The sequence below is a fragment of the Candidatus Methylomirabilota bacterium genome, from assembly GCA_036005065.1.
Taxonomy (GTDB): Bacteria; Methylomirabilota; Methylomirabilia; order Rokubacteriales; family DASRDR01; genus DASYQW01.
In genome coordinates this window covers 1-15661 of sequence record DASYQW010000371.1, presented here as the reverse complement: position 1 = coordinate 15661, position 15661 = coordinate 1, and the positions used below count along the sequence as shown (strand labels likewise).

Below are 15661 nucleotides of genomic sequence, written 5' to 3'. Positions count from 1 at the left end.
GGGTAGGGCTTAAGACTCGACGACCGCCCGGCCATCCACCAGCCGGACGACGCGGTCGGCCCGGCGGGCCAGCTCGAGGTTGTGCGTGGCCACGACGAACGTGACGCCGCGCTCGGCCTGGAGCCGCCCGAACAGCTCGAAGACGCCCTCGCTCGTCTTGGGATCGAGGTTCCCGGTGGGCTCGTCGGCCACGATGAGGGCGGGGCGCGCGACCAGGGCGCGGGCGAGGGCGACCCGCTGCTGCTCGCCGCCGGACAGCTCGTTCGGGCGATGCTCCACGCGCTCGGTCAGGCCCACCTCGCGCAGGGCATCGAGGGCGAGCTGCCGCGCCTCGGCCGCGCTTCGCCGCTGGATGAGCGCGGGCAGCATGGCATTCTCGAGCGCCGAGAACTCCGCCAGCAGATTGTAGAGCTGGAAGACGAAGCCGACCTCGTCGCGGCGGAAGCGGGTGAGCTCGACGTCCGAGCGGGCGAAGAGATCGACGCCGCGGACGAGGACGCGCCCCGCCGTGGGCCGGTCGAGGGCGCCCAGCAGGTGGAGGAGCGTGGACTTCCCGACTCCCGAGGCGCCGACGATGGCGAGGAATTCCCCCTGGTAGACGGTCAGGGTGACGCCCTTGAGGACCCGCAGCGCCTCGGCGCCGGTGCGGAACTCCTTCTCCAGGCCCTCGGCGACGACGAGCGGCGGGCGCGGCGCCTCACTCATAGCGGATCACCTCGACCGGATCGAGCCGGGCCGCCTGGCGGGAGGGGTAGAGCGTGGCCAGGAACGACAGGATCAGCGCCGAGAGGGCGATCACGACCATGTCCCGCGGGTTCATCCGCATCGGCAGGACGGAGAGCTGGTAGACGTCTCCGGGGATCTTCACGATGTGGTAGGTCTCCTGGATCCAGCCGATGGCGACCCCCAGCACGACCCCCACCAGGGTGCCGACGGCCCCGATGAAGACTCCCTCGGCCATGAAGATCAGCATGACGCTTCGGGCGCCCGCTCCCAGGGCTCGCAACACGCCGATCTCCCGCCGCTTCTCGGCCACCATCAGGATGAGGTGGCTGATGATGGCGAACGCCGCCACGAACACGATCAGCGTCAGGATGATGAACATGGCGGTCTTCTCGAGCTGGATGGCCGAGAAGAGGTTGCGGTTCATGTCCATCCAGTCGCGCGTCCAGTACGGGAAGCCGAGGGTCTTGGCGATGTCCAGGGCGACCCGCCGCGCGCGGTACGGGTCCGCCACCCGGACCTCGATCCCCGAGACGCGGCTGCCGAGGTCGGCGAACTGCTGCCCGGTCTGGAGCGAGGTGTAGGCGAGCGCCGAGTCGTATTCGTAGAGCCCGACCTCGAAGATGGCGACGACGCGGAACGGCCGCATCTTGGGGATGGTGCCGACCGCCGTCACCGCGCCCTTGGGGGAGATCGCGGTCACCGTGCTGCCGACGGAGGCGCCGAGGTTCCGCGCCAGCTCGCGGCCGAGGGCGATCCCGGGCTCGGGGCCGGCCAGGTCGGCGAGGTTTCCTTGCCTCACCCGACGCGGGAGCTCGATGGCCCCCGCCTCGGGGTCGATCCCCCGCAGGACGACTCCGGTGGCCGCCTGCTCGTGGGAGAGCATCGCCTGCTGCAGGACGAACGGGGACGCCGAGCGCACCTCGGGGTGCCGGCGGATCACCTCGAGGGCGTGCCCCACGTCCTCGATCCCCTGCCCGGCCGCGTCCATCACGAGGAGGTGAGCCGTCGTCCCCACGATCTTCTCCCGGAGCTCCTCCTCGGCCCCCGACATCACACCGAGCACCACGATCAGCGTCATGACCCCGAGCGCCATCCCGGCCATCGCGATCACGGTGAGGAGCGACAGGAAGCCGCGTCGGCCCTTGGAGCGGAGATACCGGAGCCCGATGAAGAGCTCGAAGGGGAGCGCGCGCCCGCTCACTGGGCGACCTTCACACGACGCGGCGCGACGGGACCGTCCCGGGCCGGCCCATCAGCCCTCCGCCTCGCCCCCGGTCTCCGGACGCAGGAGCGGGAAGAGGATCACCTCGCGGATCGAGGCGCGATCGGCGAACAGCATCACCAGCCGGTCGATCCCGATGCCTTCCCCGGCGGTCGGCGGGAGCCCGTACTCGAGCGCCCGGACGAAGTCCTCGTCGAGCCGATGGGCCTCCTCGTCACCCGCCTCCCGCGCCAGGAGCTGCGCCTCGAAGCGCCGCCGCTGCTCGATGGGATCGTTGAGCTCCGAGTACGCGTTGGCCAGCTCGAGCCGGCCGATGGACAGCTCGAACCGATCGACCAGCGACGGGTCCTCGCGCTTCTGCTTGGCGAGGGGGGACAGCTCCACCGGGAAATCCACCACGAACGTCGGCTGCACCAGGTCGGGCTCGACGAACGTCTCGAAGACGTCCTTCCACAACTGGTAGGCCGGGGTGGCGCCGTCCCAGCCCCAGCCCTCGGGCTCCACTCCCCGCGTCCGGGCCACCTCGGCCGCCCGTCGCACGATCAGGTCGCGATCCGCCAGGGCCGGCGGATCGAGGCCGAGGACACCGGCGACCCCGTCGAGGTAGCTGAGCCGGCGCCAGGGCGGGGTGAGGTCGATGGTGTCGCCCTGGTAGGTGATGCTGGTCGACCCCCGGAGCGTCCGGGCGAGCTCGACGAAGAGCGCTTCGGTCAGCTCCATGAGGTCGCGGTAGTCGGCGTAAGCCTGATAGAACTCCAGCATCGTGAACTCGGGGTTGTGCTCGGTCGAGACGCCCTCGTTCCGGAAGATCCGGCCGATTTCGTAGACCCGGTCGAGCCCGCCGACGACCAGCCGCTTGAGGTGGAGCTCGAGCGCGATCCGGAGGTAGAGCGGCAGGTCGAGCGCGTTGTGGTAGGTCGCGAACGGCCGGGCGGCCGCACCCCCCGGAATCGACTGCATCGTCGGGGTCTCGACCTCGAGGAAGCCGCGGGCGTCGAGGAACGCCCGGATGGCCTGGATCACACGCGTCCGCAGCCGAAAGGCCTCCCGCACTTCGGGGTTCACCAGGAGGTCCACGTACCGCTGTCGGTGCCGGGTCTCCACGTCCTTGAGCCCGTGCCACTTCTCGGGCAGCGGTCGGAGCGACTTGGTGAGGAAGGTCCACGCCTTGACCTGGACGGTGAGCTCGCCCGTGCGCGTGCGGAAGAGTTCGCCGGTGACGCCGACGAAGTCGGCCACGTCGAGCTCGATGAAGCGGGCGTACTCGCTGCCCAGAAGGTCCGCCCGGGCATAGAGCTGGATCGGCCCGCTCCCGTCCTGAAGGGTCGCGAAGCACGACTTCCCGTGGTGCCGGAGCGCCATCAGGCGACCCGCGACGCTGACGGGCCCCGCGCCCCGGAGCTCCTCGTCGCTCGCCTGGTCCCAGCGGGCGTGGAGGGGGGCCGCCCAGTGCGAGACCGGGTATCGTGTCCCGAAGGGATCGATGCCGGCCGCCCGGAGGGCTTCGAGCTTGGCCAGGCGCCGGCGGATCAGCTCGTGCTCAGCCACCGCTACTTCGCCGCGGCGAACAGATAGGACTCGATGAACGGGTCGATCTCCCCGTCCATCACGGCCTCCACGTTCCCGATCTCGACGCTGGTGCGGTGATCCTTGATGAGCTGGTAGGGCGCGAAGATGTACGACCGGATCTGGCTCCCGAAGGCGATGTCCTTCTTCTCGCCGGTGAGACGCTCGAGCTCCGCCTTGCGCTCCTGGTCCGCGAGCTGGTAGAGGCGGGCCCGCAGGACGCGGAGCGCGGTATCGCGGTTCCGGAGCTGGGAGCGCTCGTTCTGACACGAGACGACGATTCCGGTGGGCAGATGCGTGACGCGGACCGCGGAGTCGGCGGTGTTGACCCCCTGGCCCCCGGGGCCCGACGAGCGGAAGACGTCGATCCTGAGGTCCTCGTCGCGGACCACCACCTCGACGTCCTCGACCTCGGGGATGACGGAGACGGAGGCGAAGGAGGTGTGGCGGCGGCGCGCGGCGTCGAACGGCGAGATGCGCACCAGCCGGTGGACGCCGGTCTCCCCCTTGAGGTAGCCGTAGGCGTACTCGCCGCTCACGGTGAGGGTCACCGACTTGATCCCGGCCTCGTCCCCCGGGAGCAGGTCCACGACTTCCACCTTGTAGCCGCGCCGCTCGGCCCAGCGCGTGTACATCCGCAGCAGCATCTGGGCCCAGTCCTGCGACTCGGTGCCGCCGGCGCCGGCGTGGATGGAGACGATGGCGGCCTTTCGGTCGTGCTCTCCGGACAGGACGACCGTCAGCTCGAACTCCCGGAGCTCCTGCTGGAGGCGCCGGAGGCCGTCCTGGATCTCGGGCTCGAGGCTCTCGTCCGCCTCCTCGGTGGCCATCTCCCAGAGGAGGCGCAGCTCGCCGAGCTGGTGCTGGAGCTCGCCGGCCCGGCCGACCAGCCGGCTCAGCTCGTTGCGTTCGCGGATGAGTCCCTGGGCCCGCTTGGCGTCGTCCCAGAACGCCGGGGCACCCATCTCGGCCTCGATCGCGGCGAGGCGGGTTTCCTTGGCCGGGAGGTCAAAGATGCCCCCGGAGGTCGTCGAGCCGTCGCTCGAGCTCGGCGAAGTCCCGTCTGAGCTCGTTCAGCACTAGCGGACCCGGGCGGCGCCGAGCCGGCCGAGGAGGGCGGCTGCCGCCAGCGCGCTCATCAGGTAGGCGAAGAGGTTGCCCGCGCGCGTGTAGAAGGTCTCACCCGCCCGCCGAGGGACCTCGACCTGCAGGAACCCCCGGCGGAAGAGGCCGAGCTCGGGACCGATTCGACCCGAGGGGGCGACCAGCGTGGAGACCCCGGTGTTCGCCGCTCGGACGATGGCGACGCCGTTCTCGACCGCGCGGAGGGGTACCATGGCCAGGTGCTGGAGCGGCCCGCCGGAGTCCCCGAACCACGCATCGTTCGTGATGTTCACCATGAAGCTCGCGCCCTCGACGACGAACTGGCGGAAGAGATCGGGGAAGATGACCTCATAGCAGATCACCGCCCCGAACGGCGTCCCCTGGAGGGGGAAGATCACGCGCTCCCGGCCCGGCGTGAAGTCGCCGATCTCGGCCGCAATCGCCTCCACGAAAAACAGCAGTCCCTTCAGGGGGACATACTCCCCGAAGGGCACGAGTTGCATTTTATCATAGCGGGCCTGAACCCCCGCCTGTCCCACGAAAAACGCGCTGTTGAGGTAGCGCGTGGCGCGGCCCTCGCGCCGGGCGTCCGGCGCGCCGACGAGGAGGGGCGCCCGGACTTCGCCGGCCAGGTCGGTGAGCCACCCCAGGACCCAGGGCTCGTAGAGGAGGTAGGCCGGCACCGCCGCCTCCGGCCACACGACGAGCCGCATCCCGGGGGCCGCGCGCCGCGTCAGCTCGGCGTAGATGCGCAGGGTCTCCTGCTGGTAGGCCCGGTTCCACTTGATCGACTGGTCGATGTTGCCCTGGATGATGGCGACGGGTATCGTGTCGGAGCCGGCCGGGGGGACGCTGGCCCGGCCGACCGCGAGGGTGCCGCCGAGAACCACCAGGATCACGGCCGCGCCGAGGGCCATCGCCTGACGGGTGCGCGCGAGCAGGAACCACGCCAGCGCGGTGTTGACGAGGACCATCAGACCCGAGACCCCGTAGACTCCCGTCCAGGCGGCGACCTGGATCAGCTCGAGCCGGCGATAGGGGATGTAGCCGAGGAGGCCCCACGGAAAGCCGGAGAGCAGATGCGTGCGGGCGAGCTCGCCGGCCACCCAGAATGCCGGCGCGAGCCACAGGGCGGCCGGACCCAGCGTCGCCCGCAGCCAGGCCACCGCCCAGGCGACGCCGCCCCAGTAGAGGGCCAGGTAGGCTGACAGCGCGACGAGGACGAGCGCCGCGACCGGCCGGGGCAGCGTGGAGTAGGTCGTCATCGTGTGGATCAGCCAGCGTAGCAGCGGGACGAAGAAGGCGAGGCCGGCGAGCCCAGCCTCGACGAACGCCCGGCCCGGTGAGCGGGCGGTGGCGGCGAGCCAGAGCACGGGCGCGAGCCCGACCCAGCCGATGAGGTCCCAGCCGGGCCGCGGATAGGCGAGGTGCAGCACCACCCCGGCGCCGACCGCCAGGAGGAGGCGCCGCGCTCGCTCGTCGACGCGCCTCATGGCTCACGCTTCGGAGGGAGCCTCATCGCACGGTCGGTCCAGGCCGTCGCCTTCTCGAACGCACGCCTACCGTCCCCGGAGGAGGCGGTCGCCGAGGATCCGGGGCAACCCGGCGGCGTGGATCCGACGGCGCGCCTCGAGGGCGTCGTAGGCGATGCGCCGGCCCTCGACCACCCCGGCCTCCAGGTCCCAGACCGCGTAGGCCGCCCACGGGTCCCCATCGCGCGGCTGGCCCACGCTGCCCACGTTGATCAGGTATTGCGCCCCCGGCTGGAGGACCGTCCGGCCGGAGCCGGGCCGGAAGGCCACCCTCCCGTCCGCGCCCAGGGTCCAGGCCGACGGCAGGTGGGAGTGCCCGATGAAGCAGAGAGGCGTCGTGAAGGCCGTGAAGGCCTCTGCCCCGTCTCCCGGGCCGACGATGTAGGGCCAGCTCTCGGGGGCCCGGGGCGAGGCGTGGACCAATGTCGCTCCAGCATGCTCGGCCACCAGCGGGAGCGCCGCCAGGTAGACGCCCTGGTCGGCGGTCAGCTGCTCGGCCGTCCACTCAGCCGCCGCCCGCGCGTGAGGGTTGAACCAGTCCAGCGCGAGGCGGCCGGCGGCGGCATAGTCGTGGTTGCCGGCGACACTGCGGGCCCCCCGCGCCCGGAGCATCTCGACCACCGAGCCGGGATCGGCGCCGTAGCCCACGAGGTCCCCGAGGCAGAAGACGCCGTCGACGCCGAGACCGTCGAGGTCGGCGAGCACCGCCTGGAGGGCGGGCTCGTTGCCGTGGATGTCCGAGAGGATCGCGTACCTTACGGAGAAAGCTCCCGGCGCACGCGGTCGAGCACACCGTTGATGAAGCGGGTCGACTCCTCGGTCGAGAACTTCCGAGCGATGTCCAGGGCCTCGTTGATGGCGACCTTGGGAGGCACCTCGCCCCCCCAGAGGAGCTCGAAGATGCCGGCCCGCAGGATGTTCCGGTCCACCACCGCCATCCGATCCAGGTCCCAGTGCTCGGCGAACCGACCGATCAGCTCGTCGATCTTGGGCTGATTGGCGCGCGTCCCCCGGACGATCGTGTCCGCGAAGCTGCGGATGGCGTCCGGCACCGCCTGCCGGCGCCAGAACTCGTCGGCCGTTGCGTCCAGGTCGCTGTCGCCTCGCAGCTCGAGCTCGTAGAGAAGCTGGAGTGCCAGCTCACGCGCCTTCCGACGGCGACCCATATCTACTCTTCTTCGGAGGGGGCCTCAACGGCCCCCTCCGAGACTTCCCCCAGGACCGGTGGCGGCGGCAAAGCCGCCGCTCGGAGCGGACCACCATAAGCGGAGAGGTTCGGCGTCACGGTGCGCGCGGTCGATCCGACAGCTTCCCGGCTACCTTCGCGCGCGGCGCCGAGGCCGTCGAGGCTCCAGCAGGCGCCGGAGCTCCACCAGCTCGACGGCGGCCACGGCAGCCTCCTCGCCCCGGTTCCCGACCCGCCCCCCGGCCCGGTCCTGCGCCTGCTCCTGGTTCTCGGCCGTGATGACCCCGAACGTGGCCGGGACACCGGTCAGCCGGCTCACCTCGGCGATCCCCCGGGCCGCCTCGCCCGCGACATACTCGAAGTGCGGGGTCTCGCCGCGGATGACGCACCCGACGCAGACCACGGCGTCGACTCGGCCCCGGCGGGCCAGCATGAGGGCCACCTGCGGGACCTCGAACGCGCCCGGCACCCAGAACACGCTCACGTCCTTCTCGGCGGCGCCGTGCCGCCGGAGGGCGTCCCGGGCCCCTTCCACGAGACGCTTGCCGATCTCCTCGTGGAACCGCGAGGCGACGATCGCGAATCGGCGGCCTCGGGCCGCCGGCCGGCCGCGGTGCTCCGGCGCCCTTCCACTCACCGCAGCACTCTCGGACCAGCCACTCGATCGGGTCCGGGGCAGGGCCCGGGCTGGCTCACGGCATCCAGGAGAACATATGGCCCAGCTTGTCCTGCTTGGTCTTCAGGTAAAAGCGATTCTGGTCGGACGGCGGGATCTCGATCGGCACCCGCTCGGCCACCGTGAGCCCGTAGCCCTCGAGTCCCACGATCTTCTTCGGGTTGTTCGTCAGGAGCCGCATCGAGCGGACACCGAGATCGACGAGGATCTGCGCCCCGATGCCGTAGTCGCGCAGGTCCGCCTTGAAGCCCAACGCCTCGTTGGCCTCGACGGTGTCCTTGCCCTGATCCTGGAGCTCGTAGGCGCGCACCTTGTTCAGGAGACCGATGCCCCGTCCCTCCTGGCGCATGTAGATCAGTGCGCCCCGGCCCTCGGAGGCGATGATGGTGAGGGCCTTGCGCAGCTGGTCGCCGCAGTCACACCGCTGCGACTGGAACACGTCGCCGGTCAGGCACTCCGAGTGGACCCGGACCAGGAGCGGCTCCTCACCGCGGATCTCGCCCATCACCAGGGCCGGCACCACGCGGTCGTCCACCGTCGTCTCGTACGCGATGGCCGTGAAGGTCCCGTACGGGGTGGGCAGGACCGTCGTGGCCGCCCGGCGGACCAGCTTGTCCTTCTGGATCCGGTAATGGATCAGGTCCTTGATGGTGATGATCCGAACCCCGCGCTCCTCGCCGAGCGCGAGGAGCTCGGGCAGGCGCGCCATCCGCCCTTCCGCGTTCATCACCTCGCAGATGAGGCCGGCGGGGAAACAGCCGGCGAGCCGGGCCAGATCCACTGACGCCTCCGTGTGTCCGGCCCGCCGCAGCACCCCGCCTGGCATCGAGCGGAGCGGGAAGATGTGCCCGGGGCGAGCCAGGTCCTCCGGCTGGGTGCCGGGATCGACCAGCGCCCGGACCGTGAGCGCCCGGTCGTAGGCGGAGGTGCCGGTGGTGACGCCGCGCTTGGCGTCGACCGTCACCGTGAAGGCGGTGCCCATGGCCGCGGTGTTCTCACTCACCATCATGCCGATCCGGAGCGTGTCCAGCCGCTCGCCGGTCAGCGGCACGCAGATGATGCCCCGGCCGTGGGTCGCCATGAAGTTCACGGCCTCCGGGGTCACCCGATCGGCCGCCATGACGAAGTCGCCCTCGTTCTCGCGGTCCTCGTCGTCGACCACGATGAGCATCCGGCCTTGCCGGATGTCCTCGATGGCCGCCTCGATGGAGGCGAACGGCCGATCGTCGTCGTGCGTGTCGTATGCGCGGCCCATCTCACTCCTCCCGTGCCCGGGCCACGAGCCCGTGCTGTTCCAGGAACTCGCGGGCCGGCTCCCCGCCGGGGAGGAGCGCCCGCACGTACTTGCCGATCACGTCCATCTCGAGATTGACCCGAGCCCCGACCCCGCGCCGGCCGAGCGTCGTCACCGCGAGCGTGTGGGGAATGAGGGCGACGCTGAATCCTGTCCCGTGGAGGCTCGCCACCGTCAGGCTCACCCCGTCCACCGCCACCGATCCCTTCGGGATCAGGAGCGGCTGCAGCGCGGGCGGCATCTCGACCGTGAGGCGGCGCCCGGCGCCCTCCGGCTCGACGGCGCTGACCCGCCCGACCCCGTCGACGTGGCCCAGGACGAGGTGGCCGCCGAGCCGGGTCCCCAGGCGGAGGGGGCGCTCGAGGTTCACCGGGTCGTCGCGGCGAAGGTCACCGAGCGCGGTGACCCGGAGCGTCTCGTCGGCCAGGTCGAACTGGAAGGCGGCCGCCTCGGTGCCGACCACCGTCAGGCACACCCCGTTGACCGCGACGCTCTCACCGAGCGTGGCCTGGCGGGCGAAGTCGGCCGGGGCCCGGAGGGTGAGCTGCCAGCCCGCGGCGTCTCGGGCGAGCTCTTCCACCGAGCCGAGCGCCTCGACGAGTCCCGTGAACATCAGCTCACCATCAGCGCGCCACGTCGGCCTCGATCAGGAGATCTTCGCCGATCCGCCGATATGTTACACCCGCGAGGGTTACCGATTCCTTGAGGGCTCGTCCGGCTCCGCCCACCGGCCCGGGCGCCGTCCGGCCCCCCAGGAGCCGGGGGGCGACGAAGAACGCCACGCGATCGACGAGTCCCGCCTCGCAGAGGCCGGCTCCCAGCTCCGCCCCGCCCTCGGCCAGGACTGAGACGACGCCGAGCTCCCCGAGCGCGCGGAGGAGCGCCCCGAGGTCCACGCGCCGGCCGTCCCGGGGAAGCTCGAGGACGCGCGCCCCGGTGGCGCGCAGACCCGCGGCGCGAGCCGTCGGGGCCGGCGCGCCGCACGCGACAATCGTCCGGGACGGGTCCCCGGCGCGGAGAACGCGGGCATCGGCCGGCGTCCGGAGTCGGCTGTCGGCCACGACGCGGTACGGCTCCTTGGCCGGCGCCCCGGGAAGACGGACCGTCAGCTCGGGGTCGTCGCGCAGCACCGTCCCGATGCCGACCAGGATGGCGTCGGCCCGGAAGCGGAGCCGATGAGCCTCCTCGCGCGCGGCGTCTCCCGTGATCCACCGGGAGGCCCCGTCCCAGGCGGCGATCTTCCCGTCGAGCGTCATGGCCGACTTCAGCGTCACGTGGGGCCGGCCCGCCGTCACGAACGTGAAGAACGCCCGGTTGAGCGCGCGGGCCTCTGGCTCCCCCACCCCGATCGCGACCTCGATGCCGGCCGCCTGGAGGCGCGCCAGGCCGCGTCCATCGACGAGGGGATTGGGGTCCAGGCAAGCCGCCACCACCCGGATGACGCCGGCTTCGATGAGGGCGTCCGCACACGGCGGCGTGCGCCCGTGGTGCGCGCACGGCTCGAGCGTCACGTAACAGGTAGCCCCGCGAGCGGCCTCGCCGGCGGCGACGAGCGCCGCCGCCTCGGCGTGCGGCCCGCCGGCCGCGCGGTGCCAGCCCTCGCCGACCACCGTGCCGTCTCGCACCAGGACGGCGCCGACCGCCGGGTTCGGCGACGTGAGCCCGAGCCCCCGCTCGGCCAGGCTCAGCGCGCGCGCCATCCAGCCGGCGTCGTCCATGTCAGGCCGAGACCAGGGCCGCCACGAAGGTCTCGGGGTCGAAGACCGCGAGGTCCTCGGGGCGTTCCCCGGTGGCCACCAGCTTGATGGGGAGGCCGAGCTCGCGGGCGATTCGGACCACGATGCCGCCCTTGGCCGTCCCGTCGAGCTTGGTGAGGATGAGCCCGGTCAGCGTGAGCGCCTCGTGGAAGAGCCGGGCCTGGGCGATCCCGTTCTGACCGGTCGTCGCGTCGAGGACCAGGAGGGTCTCGTGCGGCGCCCCGGGAAGCTGCCGGCCGATGACACGCTTGACCTTCTGGAGCTCGGCCATGAGGTTCGTCTTGGTGTGGAGCCGCCCGGCGGTGTCGACGATGAGGGCGTCGGCCTGGCGGGCCTGGGCGGCCTTCACGGCGTCGAAGGCGACCGCCGAGGGGTCCGCCCCCGGTCCCTGCTTCACGACCGGCGCGCCCACCCGGTCCCCCCAGCGCTCGAGCTGCTCGATCGCCGCCGCCCGGAACGTGTCGGCGGCGGCGAGCAGGACCTGGCTCCCATCACGCTTGAGTGCCCAGGCGAGCTTGCCGCAGGTGGTCGTCTTGCCGGAGCCGTTCACGCCGAGGACGAGCAGGACGGCCGGCCGCGTGTCGAGGGCGAGGGGGGCGGCGGCACCCTTGAGCGCGTCCCGGAGGTGAGCCGCCAGGCTCTCCCGCACGTCGCCATCGGTGAGGCGCCCGCGCCGGGCCTGGTCCCGCACGGCTTCGATGAAGGCCTCCGTGGTCTCCACGCCGAGGTCGGCCTGGAGCAGGAGCTCTTCCAGCTCCTCCAGGGTGGCCGGCGTCAGCTCCTCCCCCTTGAAGACCCGGTCGAATCCTTCCTGGAACGCCTCGCGGGTCTTGTTGAGACTCTCGCGAACGCGCTCGGTCAGGGCCGAGAAGAACTTCACGGGCAGAGTCCCCGCGCCTCCCGGCACCCGCGCAGAAATGTACCGACCCCCGCCGCCTGCATGGCAAATCGTAGTCTAACACAGGGGTTTGAGCCCGGCCCCGGCTCGCCCCGGGGCTCCCGCGAGGCCGACGACCGGGGACGAAGCTACGCGAAGATAATTGACCCCGCCTAGGTCAGGTTGACGGAGACGATGCGCGAGAGCCCCGGCTCCTCCATGGTGACCCCGTAGAGCACGTCCGCCGCCTCCATCGTCTTCCGGTTGTGCGTGATGACGATGAACTGCGTCTGGCCGCTGAGCTCGCGGAGGACCCGGGTGAAGCGATGGATGTTGGCGTCGTCGAGGGGCGCGTCCACCTCGTCGAGGAGACAGAACGGGCTCGGCCGGTAGTAGAAGATCGCGAAGAGCAGCGCGAGTCCCGTCAGCGCCTTCTCGCCGCCGGAGAGCAGGGAGATCGCCTGAAGCCGCTTGCCCCGGGGCTGGGCGACCATCTCGATCCCCGATTCGAGCGGGTCGCCGCCCTCCGGCGCCTCGACCAGGCGCAGCTCGGCATGGCCACCCTCGAAGAGCCGGGCGAACAGCTCCTGGAAGTTGCGGTTGATCGCCTCGAACGCCCGGACGAAGCGCTCCTGCGCGGTCCGCGTCATGCCGCGGAGCGCCCGCTCCAGGTCCTTCACGGACGCGGTGAGGTCGTCGTGCTGGGCGCGGAGGAAGCCGAGACGCTCGTCGAGCTCGCGGTACTCCTCGTCCGCGATCAGGTTGACCGGCTCGAGGGCCGCGATCTTCGTCCCCAGCTCCTCCACCCGCGTCCGCATCGCCTCCATGTCGCGCGCCGGGTCGTGCGTCTGGCGTAGCGCTTCGGGCGTCACCTCGAACTGCCGGCGCGCGTCGGTCTCGAGGTCCTCCCGGCGGACGCGCGCCTCGGCGGCCCGCACGGACAGCTCCCGCAGGCTGTGCGTCAGCCGGCCGAGCTCGCTCTCGCTGCCGCGCACCTCCTCACCGAGGGCCCGGAGGCGCTCGGTGAGGGCCTGGAGCGCCTCGGCCGCCACTTGAGCCGCCGCTTGGGCCGCGTCGCGTTCCTGGCGGAGAGCGACGGCCCGCTCCTCGAGTCGGGCCCGCTCGGCCGCTGTCAGCCCGAGCCGCTCCCGGACGGCGATGCCCCGCGCCGCTCCGGCGCTCATTCGCTCGCGCACATCGGCCTCGGCCCCGCGGAGGCGCTCGACGTCGCTCTCGGTCGCGTCGATACGGCCGGCCAGCGCGGCCAGGTCCACCTGCGCTTCCAGGAAGGCCTGGGCCCGCGCGGCTTCGGCCGTCGCATCCGACTCGATGCCGGCCAGGACCCGCGCGAGCCCGGCGTCGGCGGTGGTGGTGGCGACCTCCACGGCCGCCAGCTCGCCGCGCCGGGCCCCGAGCTCGACTCCGACGCCCGCCGCCTCGGCCGCGAGCTGCGCCGCTTCCGTGCGGAGCGTGTCGGCAAAGAGGCCGGTGCGCTGCGCTTCCTGGTCGAGGCGCTCCAGATCCTTGGCGGCGCCGAGCCGGTCGGCTTCGGCCCCTTCCCGCGCCGCGCCCGCCGTCTTCTGCTGGACGGCGAGCTCCGTGAGCTCGGCCTCCCGCGCGCGGACCCGGCCGAGGGCGGCCTCGAGCGCCGTGTCGGCTTCGGCCACGCCCGCCTGGAGGTCCCGGATGGCGCGCTTCCGCGCGAGGAGCGAGGCGTCGCTCCCGCCGGCCGCCCGTCCGCCGCCCACGGCGCCGGGCGGCGTCAGGACCTCGCCGGCGATCGTCACGAAGCTCGTCCCGTTGCCGTTCTGGCTCCAGAGCCGCTCGGCCGCCCCCAGGTCGCGGACGACCACGACCGACCCGAGCAGGTTCTCGACGAGCCTCGGGTAGCCGGATCCCACGAGCGAGCCGGCTGGCCCGATCACTTCCTCCCCGACCGGCAGATACCCCTTGGGCCCGCCGTTCAGCCAGTCCAGCGGGACGAAGGTCGCCTGGCCGCCGCCGCGGCCCAGATAGGCGAGCGCGTCCTTGGCAGCGGCGAAGGTCTCCACCACGACCCACTGGAGGCGTTCGCCGAGGGCGGCTTCCATCGCTCGCTCGAGCTCGCGCGGCACCTCGAGCAGATCGGCCACGGTCCCGACGACGCCCTCGAGCCGCGCCTCCCGCGCGGCCGCGAAGACCGCCTGGACGCCGCGTCCATACCCGGCCCGCTGGGCTTCGAGCTCTTCGAGCGCCGCGAGGCTCGAGCGGCGAGCCGCCAGCGCGACGCGGCACTCGTCGGCCTCCTCGACGGCGCGCGCCCGCGCGCCGAGGGCGGCTTCCAGGGCGGCCGCCAGGCGCGCGAGTGTCGCCTGGTGCGCGGCGGCGCGAGCGGTCGCCTCGGCGAGCCGGGCGTCGGTCGCCGACCGGTCGTCGAGGAGCCGGCCGCGCTCCAGATCGGCCTGGCCCTGCTCGGCCGTGAGCCGCTCGAGCCGGCGGCCGAGCTGCTCGCCCCGCTCTTCCAGGCCGCCGAGGATTTGCCCGAGCTCGGTGCGGCGTCCGGCGAGGACGACCTGCTCGCGACGGAGCCGCTCGGCCTCCTCGCGCGCCTCCCGCAGGCGGCCCCGCAGGATCTCCAGCGCCGCCTCCTCGGTCAGGGCGCGCTGGCGGAGGCGGGCGAACTCGTCCCGCAGAGTTCCGGCCAGGGCGAGCTTGGCCGCCCGCTCCTCTTCGAGGGCCTGGAGCCGCGCCGCGAGCGTCTCGGCTTCGTCACCGAGCCGGAGGAGATCGCCCTCCAGCTCCTGCTCGAGCCGCATGATCTCGGTGGCCCGCTCGAGACACGTGGTCAGCTCGAGCTCGGCCCGGTCCCGGCCGTGACGCAGGTCCGCGGCGCGGTGCTCGGCCGCCATCGCGTCGGCCCGCAGGAGCTCTTGCTCCGCGGTGAGGGCGGCGACGCGCGCCCGGAGCGCCTCGGCGCGATCGGTGGCCGTCCGCTCCTCCGTGGAGAGGCGCGCCTCCTCCCCGAGGAGCGCGGCGTGCTCGGCCGCCAGCAGCGCGAGCTCGAGCCCGCGTCGCTCGCCCTGGAGCGCCTTGTACTGCCGCGCCTTTCTGGCCTGGCGCTCGAGCGAGGTCAGCTGGCGCTTCACCTCGTCCATCACGTCGCGCACGCGCAGGAGGTTCTGGCGGGTCGCCTCGATCTTCTGGAGTGTCTCCGTGCGCTGCTGCTTGTAGCGGGTGATTCCGGCGGCTTCTTCGACGAAGACGCGGCGATCGAGCGGACGTGCAGTGAGGATGTGAGCCAGCCGCTCCTGCTCCATCAGGGCGTACGCCTTCGGATTGACGCCCGTCCCCAGGAACAGGTCGTGGATGTCCTTCAGCCGGCAGGCAGTCTTGTTGAGGAGGTACTCCGACTCGCCGTCGCGGTAGAGGCGCCGGCCGACGGAGATCTCGCTCCAGGGCACGGGGACATCGCCATCGTTCGAGAAGGTGAGGAGCGCCTCGGCGAGCCCGAGCGGCCGGCGCGAGGTGGAGCCGTGAAAGATCACGTCTTCCATCCGGTGCCCGCGGAGCGCCTTCGGGCTCTGCTCACCGAGGGCCCACCGGAGCGCGTCCGCGATGTTGGTCTTGCCGCAGCCGTTGGGGCCGACGATGGCGGTGATGCCGGGGAGAATCTTGACGTCGGTTCGATCGGCGAACGACTTGAAGCCGAACAGCGTGAGCCCTTGAAGGCGCATACCCCTGA

General features: G+C 72.1%; 13 protein-coding genes. All 13 read right to left on the bottom strand.

Annotated elements, in window-relative coordinates; genetic code table 11:
• Positions 1–9: 9 nt before the first annotated feature.
• Positions 10–705 carry an ABC transporter ATP-binding protein gene (locus VGW35_25130; GenBank protein ID HEV8310958.1) on the bottom strand — a complete coding sequence of 232 codons (696 nt, stop codon included), beginning with the start codon at positions 703–705 and terminating at the stop codon, positions 10–12.
• On the bottom strand, positions 698–1927 hold the full coding sequence (locus VGW35_25125) for a lipoprotein-releasing ABC transporter permease subunit (protein ID HEV8310957.1): 1230 nt from the start codon (positions 1925–1927) through the stop codon (positions 698–700). The genes VGW35_25130 and VGW35_25125 overlap by 8 nt, the downstream gene beginning before the upstream one ends.
• A gap of 51 nt (positions 1928–1978) precedes the next feature.
• A complete protein-coding gene (gene lysS / locus VGW35_25120) occupies positions 1979–3496 on the bottom strand; it encodes a lysine--tRNA ligase (GenBank protein ID HEV8310956.1) in 1518 nt (505 codons plus the stop codon).
• Between the two features lie 2 nt (positions 3497–3498).
• Positions 3499–4594, bottom strand: a protein-coding gene (gene prfB / locus VGW35_25115; protein HEV8310955.1) for a peptide chain release factor 2 whose coding sequence is annotated in 2 segments (ribosomal slippage) — positions 3499–4524 and positions 4526–4594 — 1095 coding nt in all. Because the reading frame shifts where the segments join, the coding sequence is not laid out codon by codon here.
• Positions 4594–6111 carry an apolipoprotein N-acyltransferase gene (gene lnt / locus VGW35_25110; protein HEV8310954.1) on the bottom strand — a complete coding sequence of 506 codons (1518 nt, stop codon included), beginning with the start codon at positions 6109–6111 and terminating at the stop codon, positions 4594–4596. Before lnt ends, prfB begins: the two co-directional genes overlap by 1 nt.
• 66 nt (positions 6112–6177) lie before the next feature.
• Positions 6178–6897: a metallophosphoesterase family protein gene (locus VGW35_25105; protein HEV8310953.1), complete on the bottom strand. Its 720-nt coding sequence runs from the start codon at positions 6895–6897 to the stop codon at positions 6178–6180.
• Between the two features lie 8 nt (positions 6898–6905).
• Positions 6906–7316, bottom strand: a complete 411-nt coding sequence (gene nusB / locus VGW35_25100; GenBank protein ID HEV8310952.1) for a transcription antitermination factor NusB — start codon at positions 7314–7316, stop codon at positions 6906–6908.
• 150 nt (positions 7317–7466) lie between these two features.
• Positions 7467–7973: a 6,7-dimethyl-8-ribityllumazine synthase gene (gene ribH, locus VGW35_25095; protein HEV8310951.1), complete on the bottom strand. Its 507-nt coding sequence runs from the start codon at positions 7971–7973 to the stop codon at positions 7467–7469.
• Between the two features lie 55 nt (positions 7974–8028).
• A complete protein-coding gene (locus VGW35_25090) occupies positions 8029–9267 on the bottom strand; it encodes a bifunctional 3,4-dihydroxy-2-butanone-4-phosphate synthase/GTP cyclohydrolase II (GenBank protein HEV8310950.1) in 1239 nt (412 codons plus the stop codon).
• Between the two features lies 1 nt (position 9268).
• Positions 9269–9919, bottom strand: coding sequence for a riboflavin synthase (locus VGW35_25085; protein HEV8310949.1), 651 nt, complete (start codon positions 9917–9919; stop codon positions 9269–9271).
• A gap of 10 nt (positions 9920–9929) precedes the next feature.
• Complete coding sequence (gene ribD, locus VGW35_25080) at positions 9930–11024, bottom strand: bifunctional diaminohydroxyphosphoribosylaminopyrimidine deaminase/5-amino-6-(5-phosphoribosylamino)uracil reductase RibD (GenBank protein ID HEV8310948.1); 1095 nt, start codon at positions 11022–11024, stop codon at positions 9930–9932.
• Between the two features lies 1 nt (position 11025).
• Entirely contained in the window at positions 11026–11943 is a 918-nt protein-coding gene (gene ftsY / locus VGW35_25075; GenBank protein ID HEV8310947.1) for a signal recognition particle-docking protein FtsY, read from the bottom strand.
• Positions 11944–12113: 170 nt separating this feature from the next.
• Entirely contained in the window at positions 12114–15653 is a 3540-nt protein-coding gene (smc, locus tag VGW35_25070; protein ID HEV8310946.1) for a chromosome segregation protein SMC, read from the bottom strand.
• Positions 15654–15661: the final 8 nt, after the last annotated feature.

Bases quoted from the DNA above. Each gene is read 5' to 3' on its own strand.
- VGW35_25130 (HEV8310958.1), bottom strand. From the start codon at position 705: ATGAGTGAGGCGCCGCGCCCGCCGCTCGTCGTCGCCGAGGGCCTGGAG.
- lnt (HEV8310954.1), bottom strand. From the start codon at position 6,111: ATGAGGCGCGTCGACGAGCGAGCGCGGCGCCTCCTCCTGGCGGTCGGC.
- VGW35_25085 (HEV8310949.1), bottom strand. From the start codon at position 9,919: ATGTTCACGGGACTCGTCGAGGCGCTCGGCTCGGTGGAAGAGCTCGCC.
- nusB (HEV8310952.1), bottom strand. From the start codon at position 7,316: ATGGGTCGCCGTCGGAAGGCGCGTGAGCTGGCACTCCAGCTTCTCTAC.
- ribD (HEV8310948.1), bottom strand. From the start codon at position 11,024: ATGGACGACGCCGGCTGGATGGCGCGCGCGCTGAGCCTGGCCGAGCGG.
- VGW35_25090 (HEV8310950.1), bottom strand. From the start codon at position 9,267: ATGGGCCGCGCATACGACACGCACGACGACGATCGGCCGTTCGCCTCC.
- smc (HEV8310946.1), bottom strand. From the start codon at position 15,653: ATGCGCCTTCAAGGGCTCACGCTGTTCGGCTTCAAGTCGTTCGCCGAT.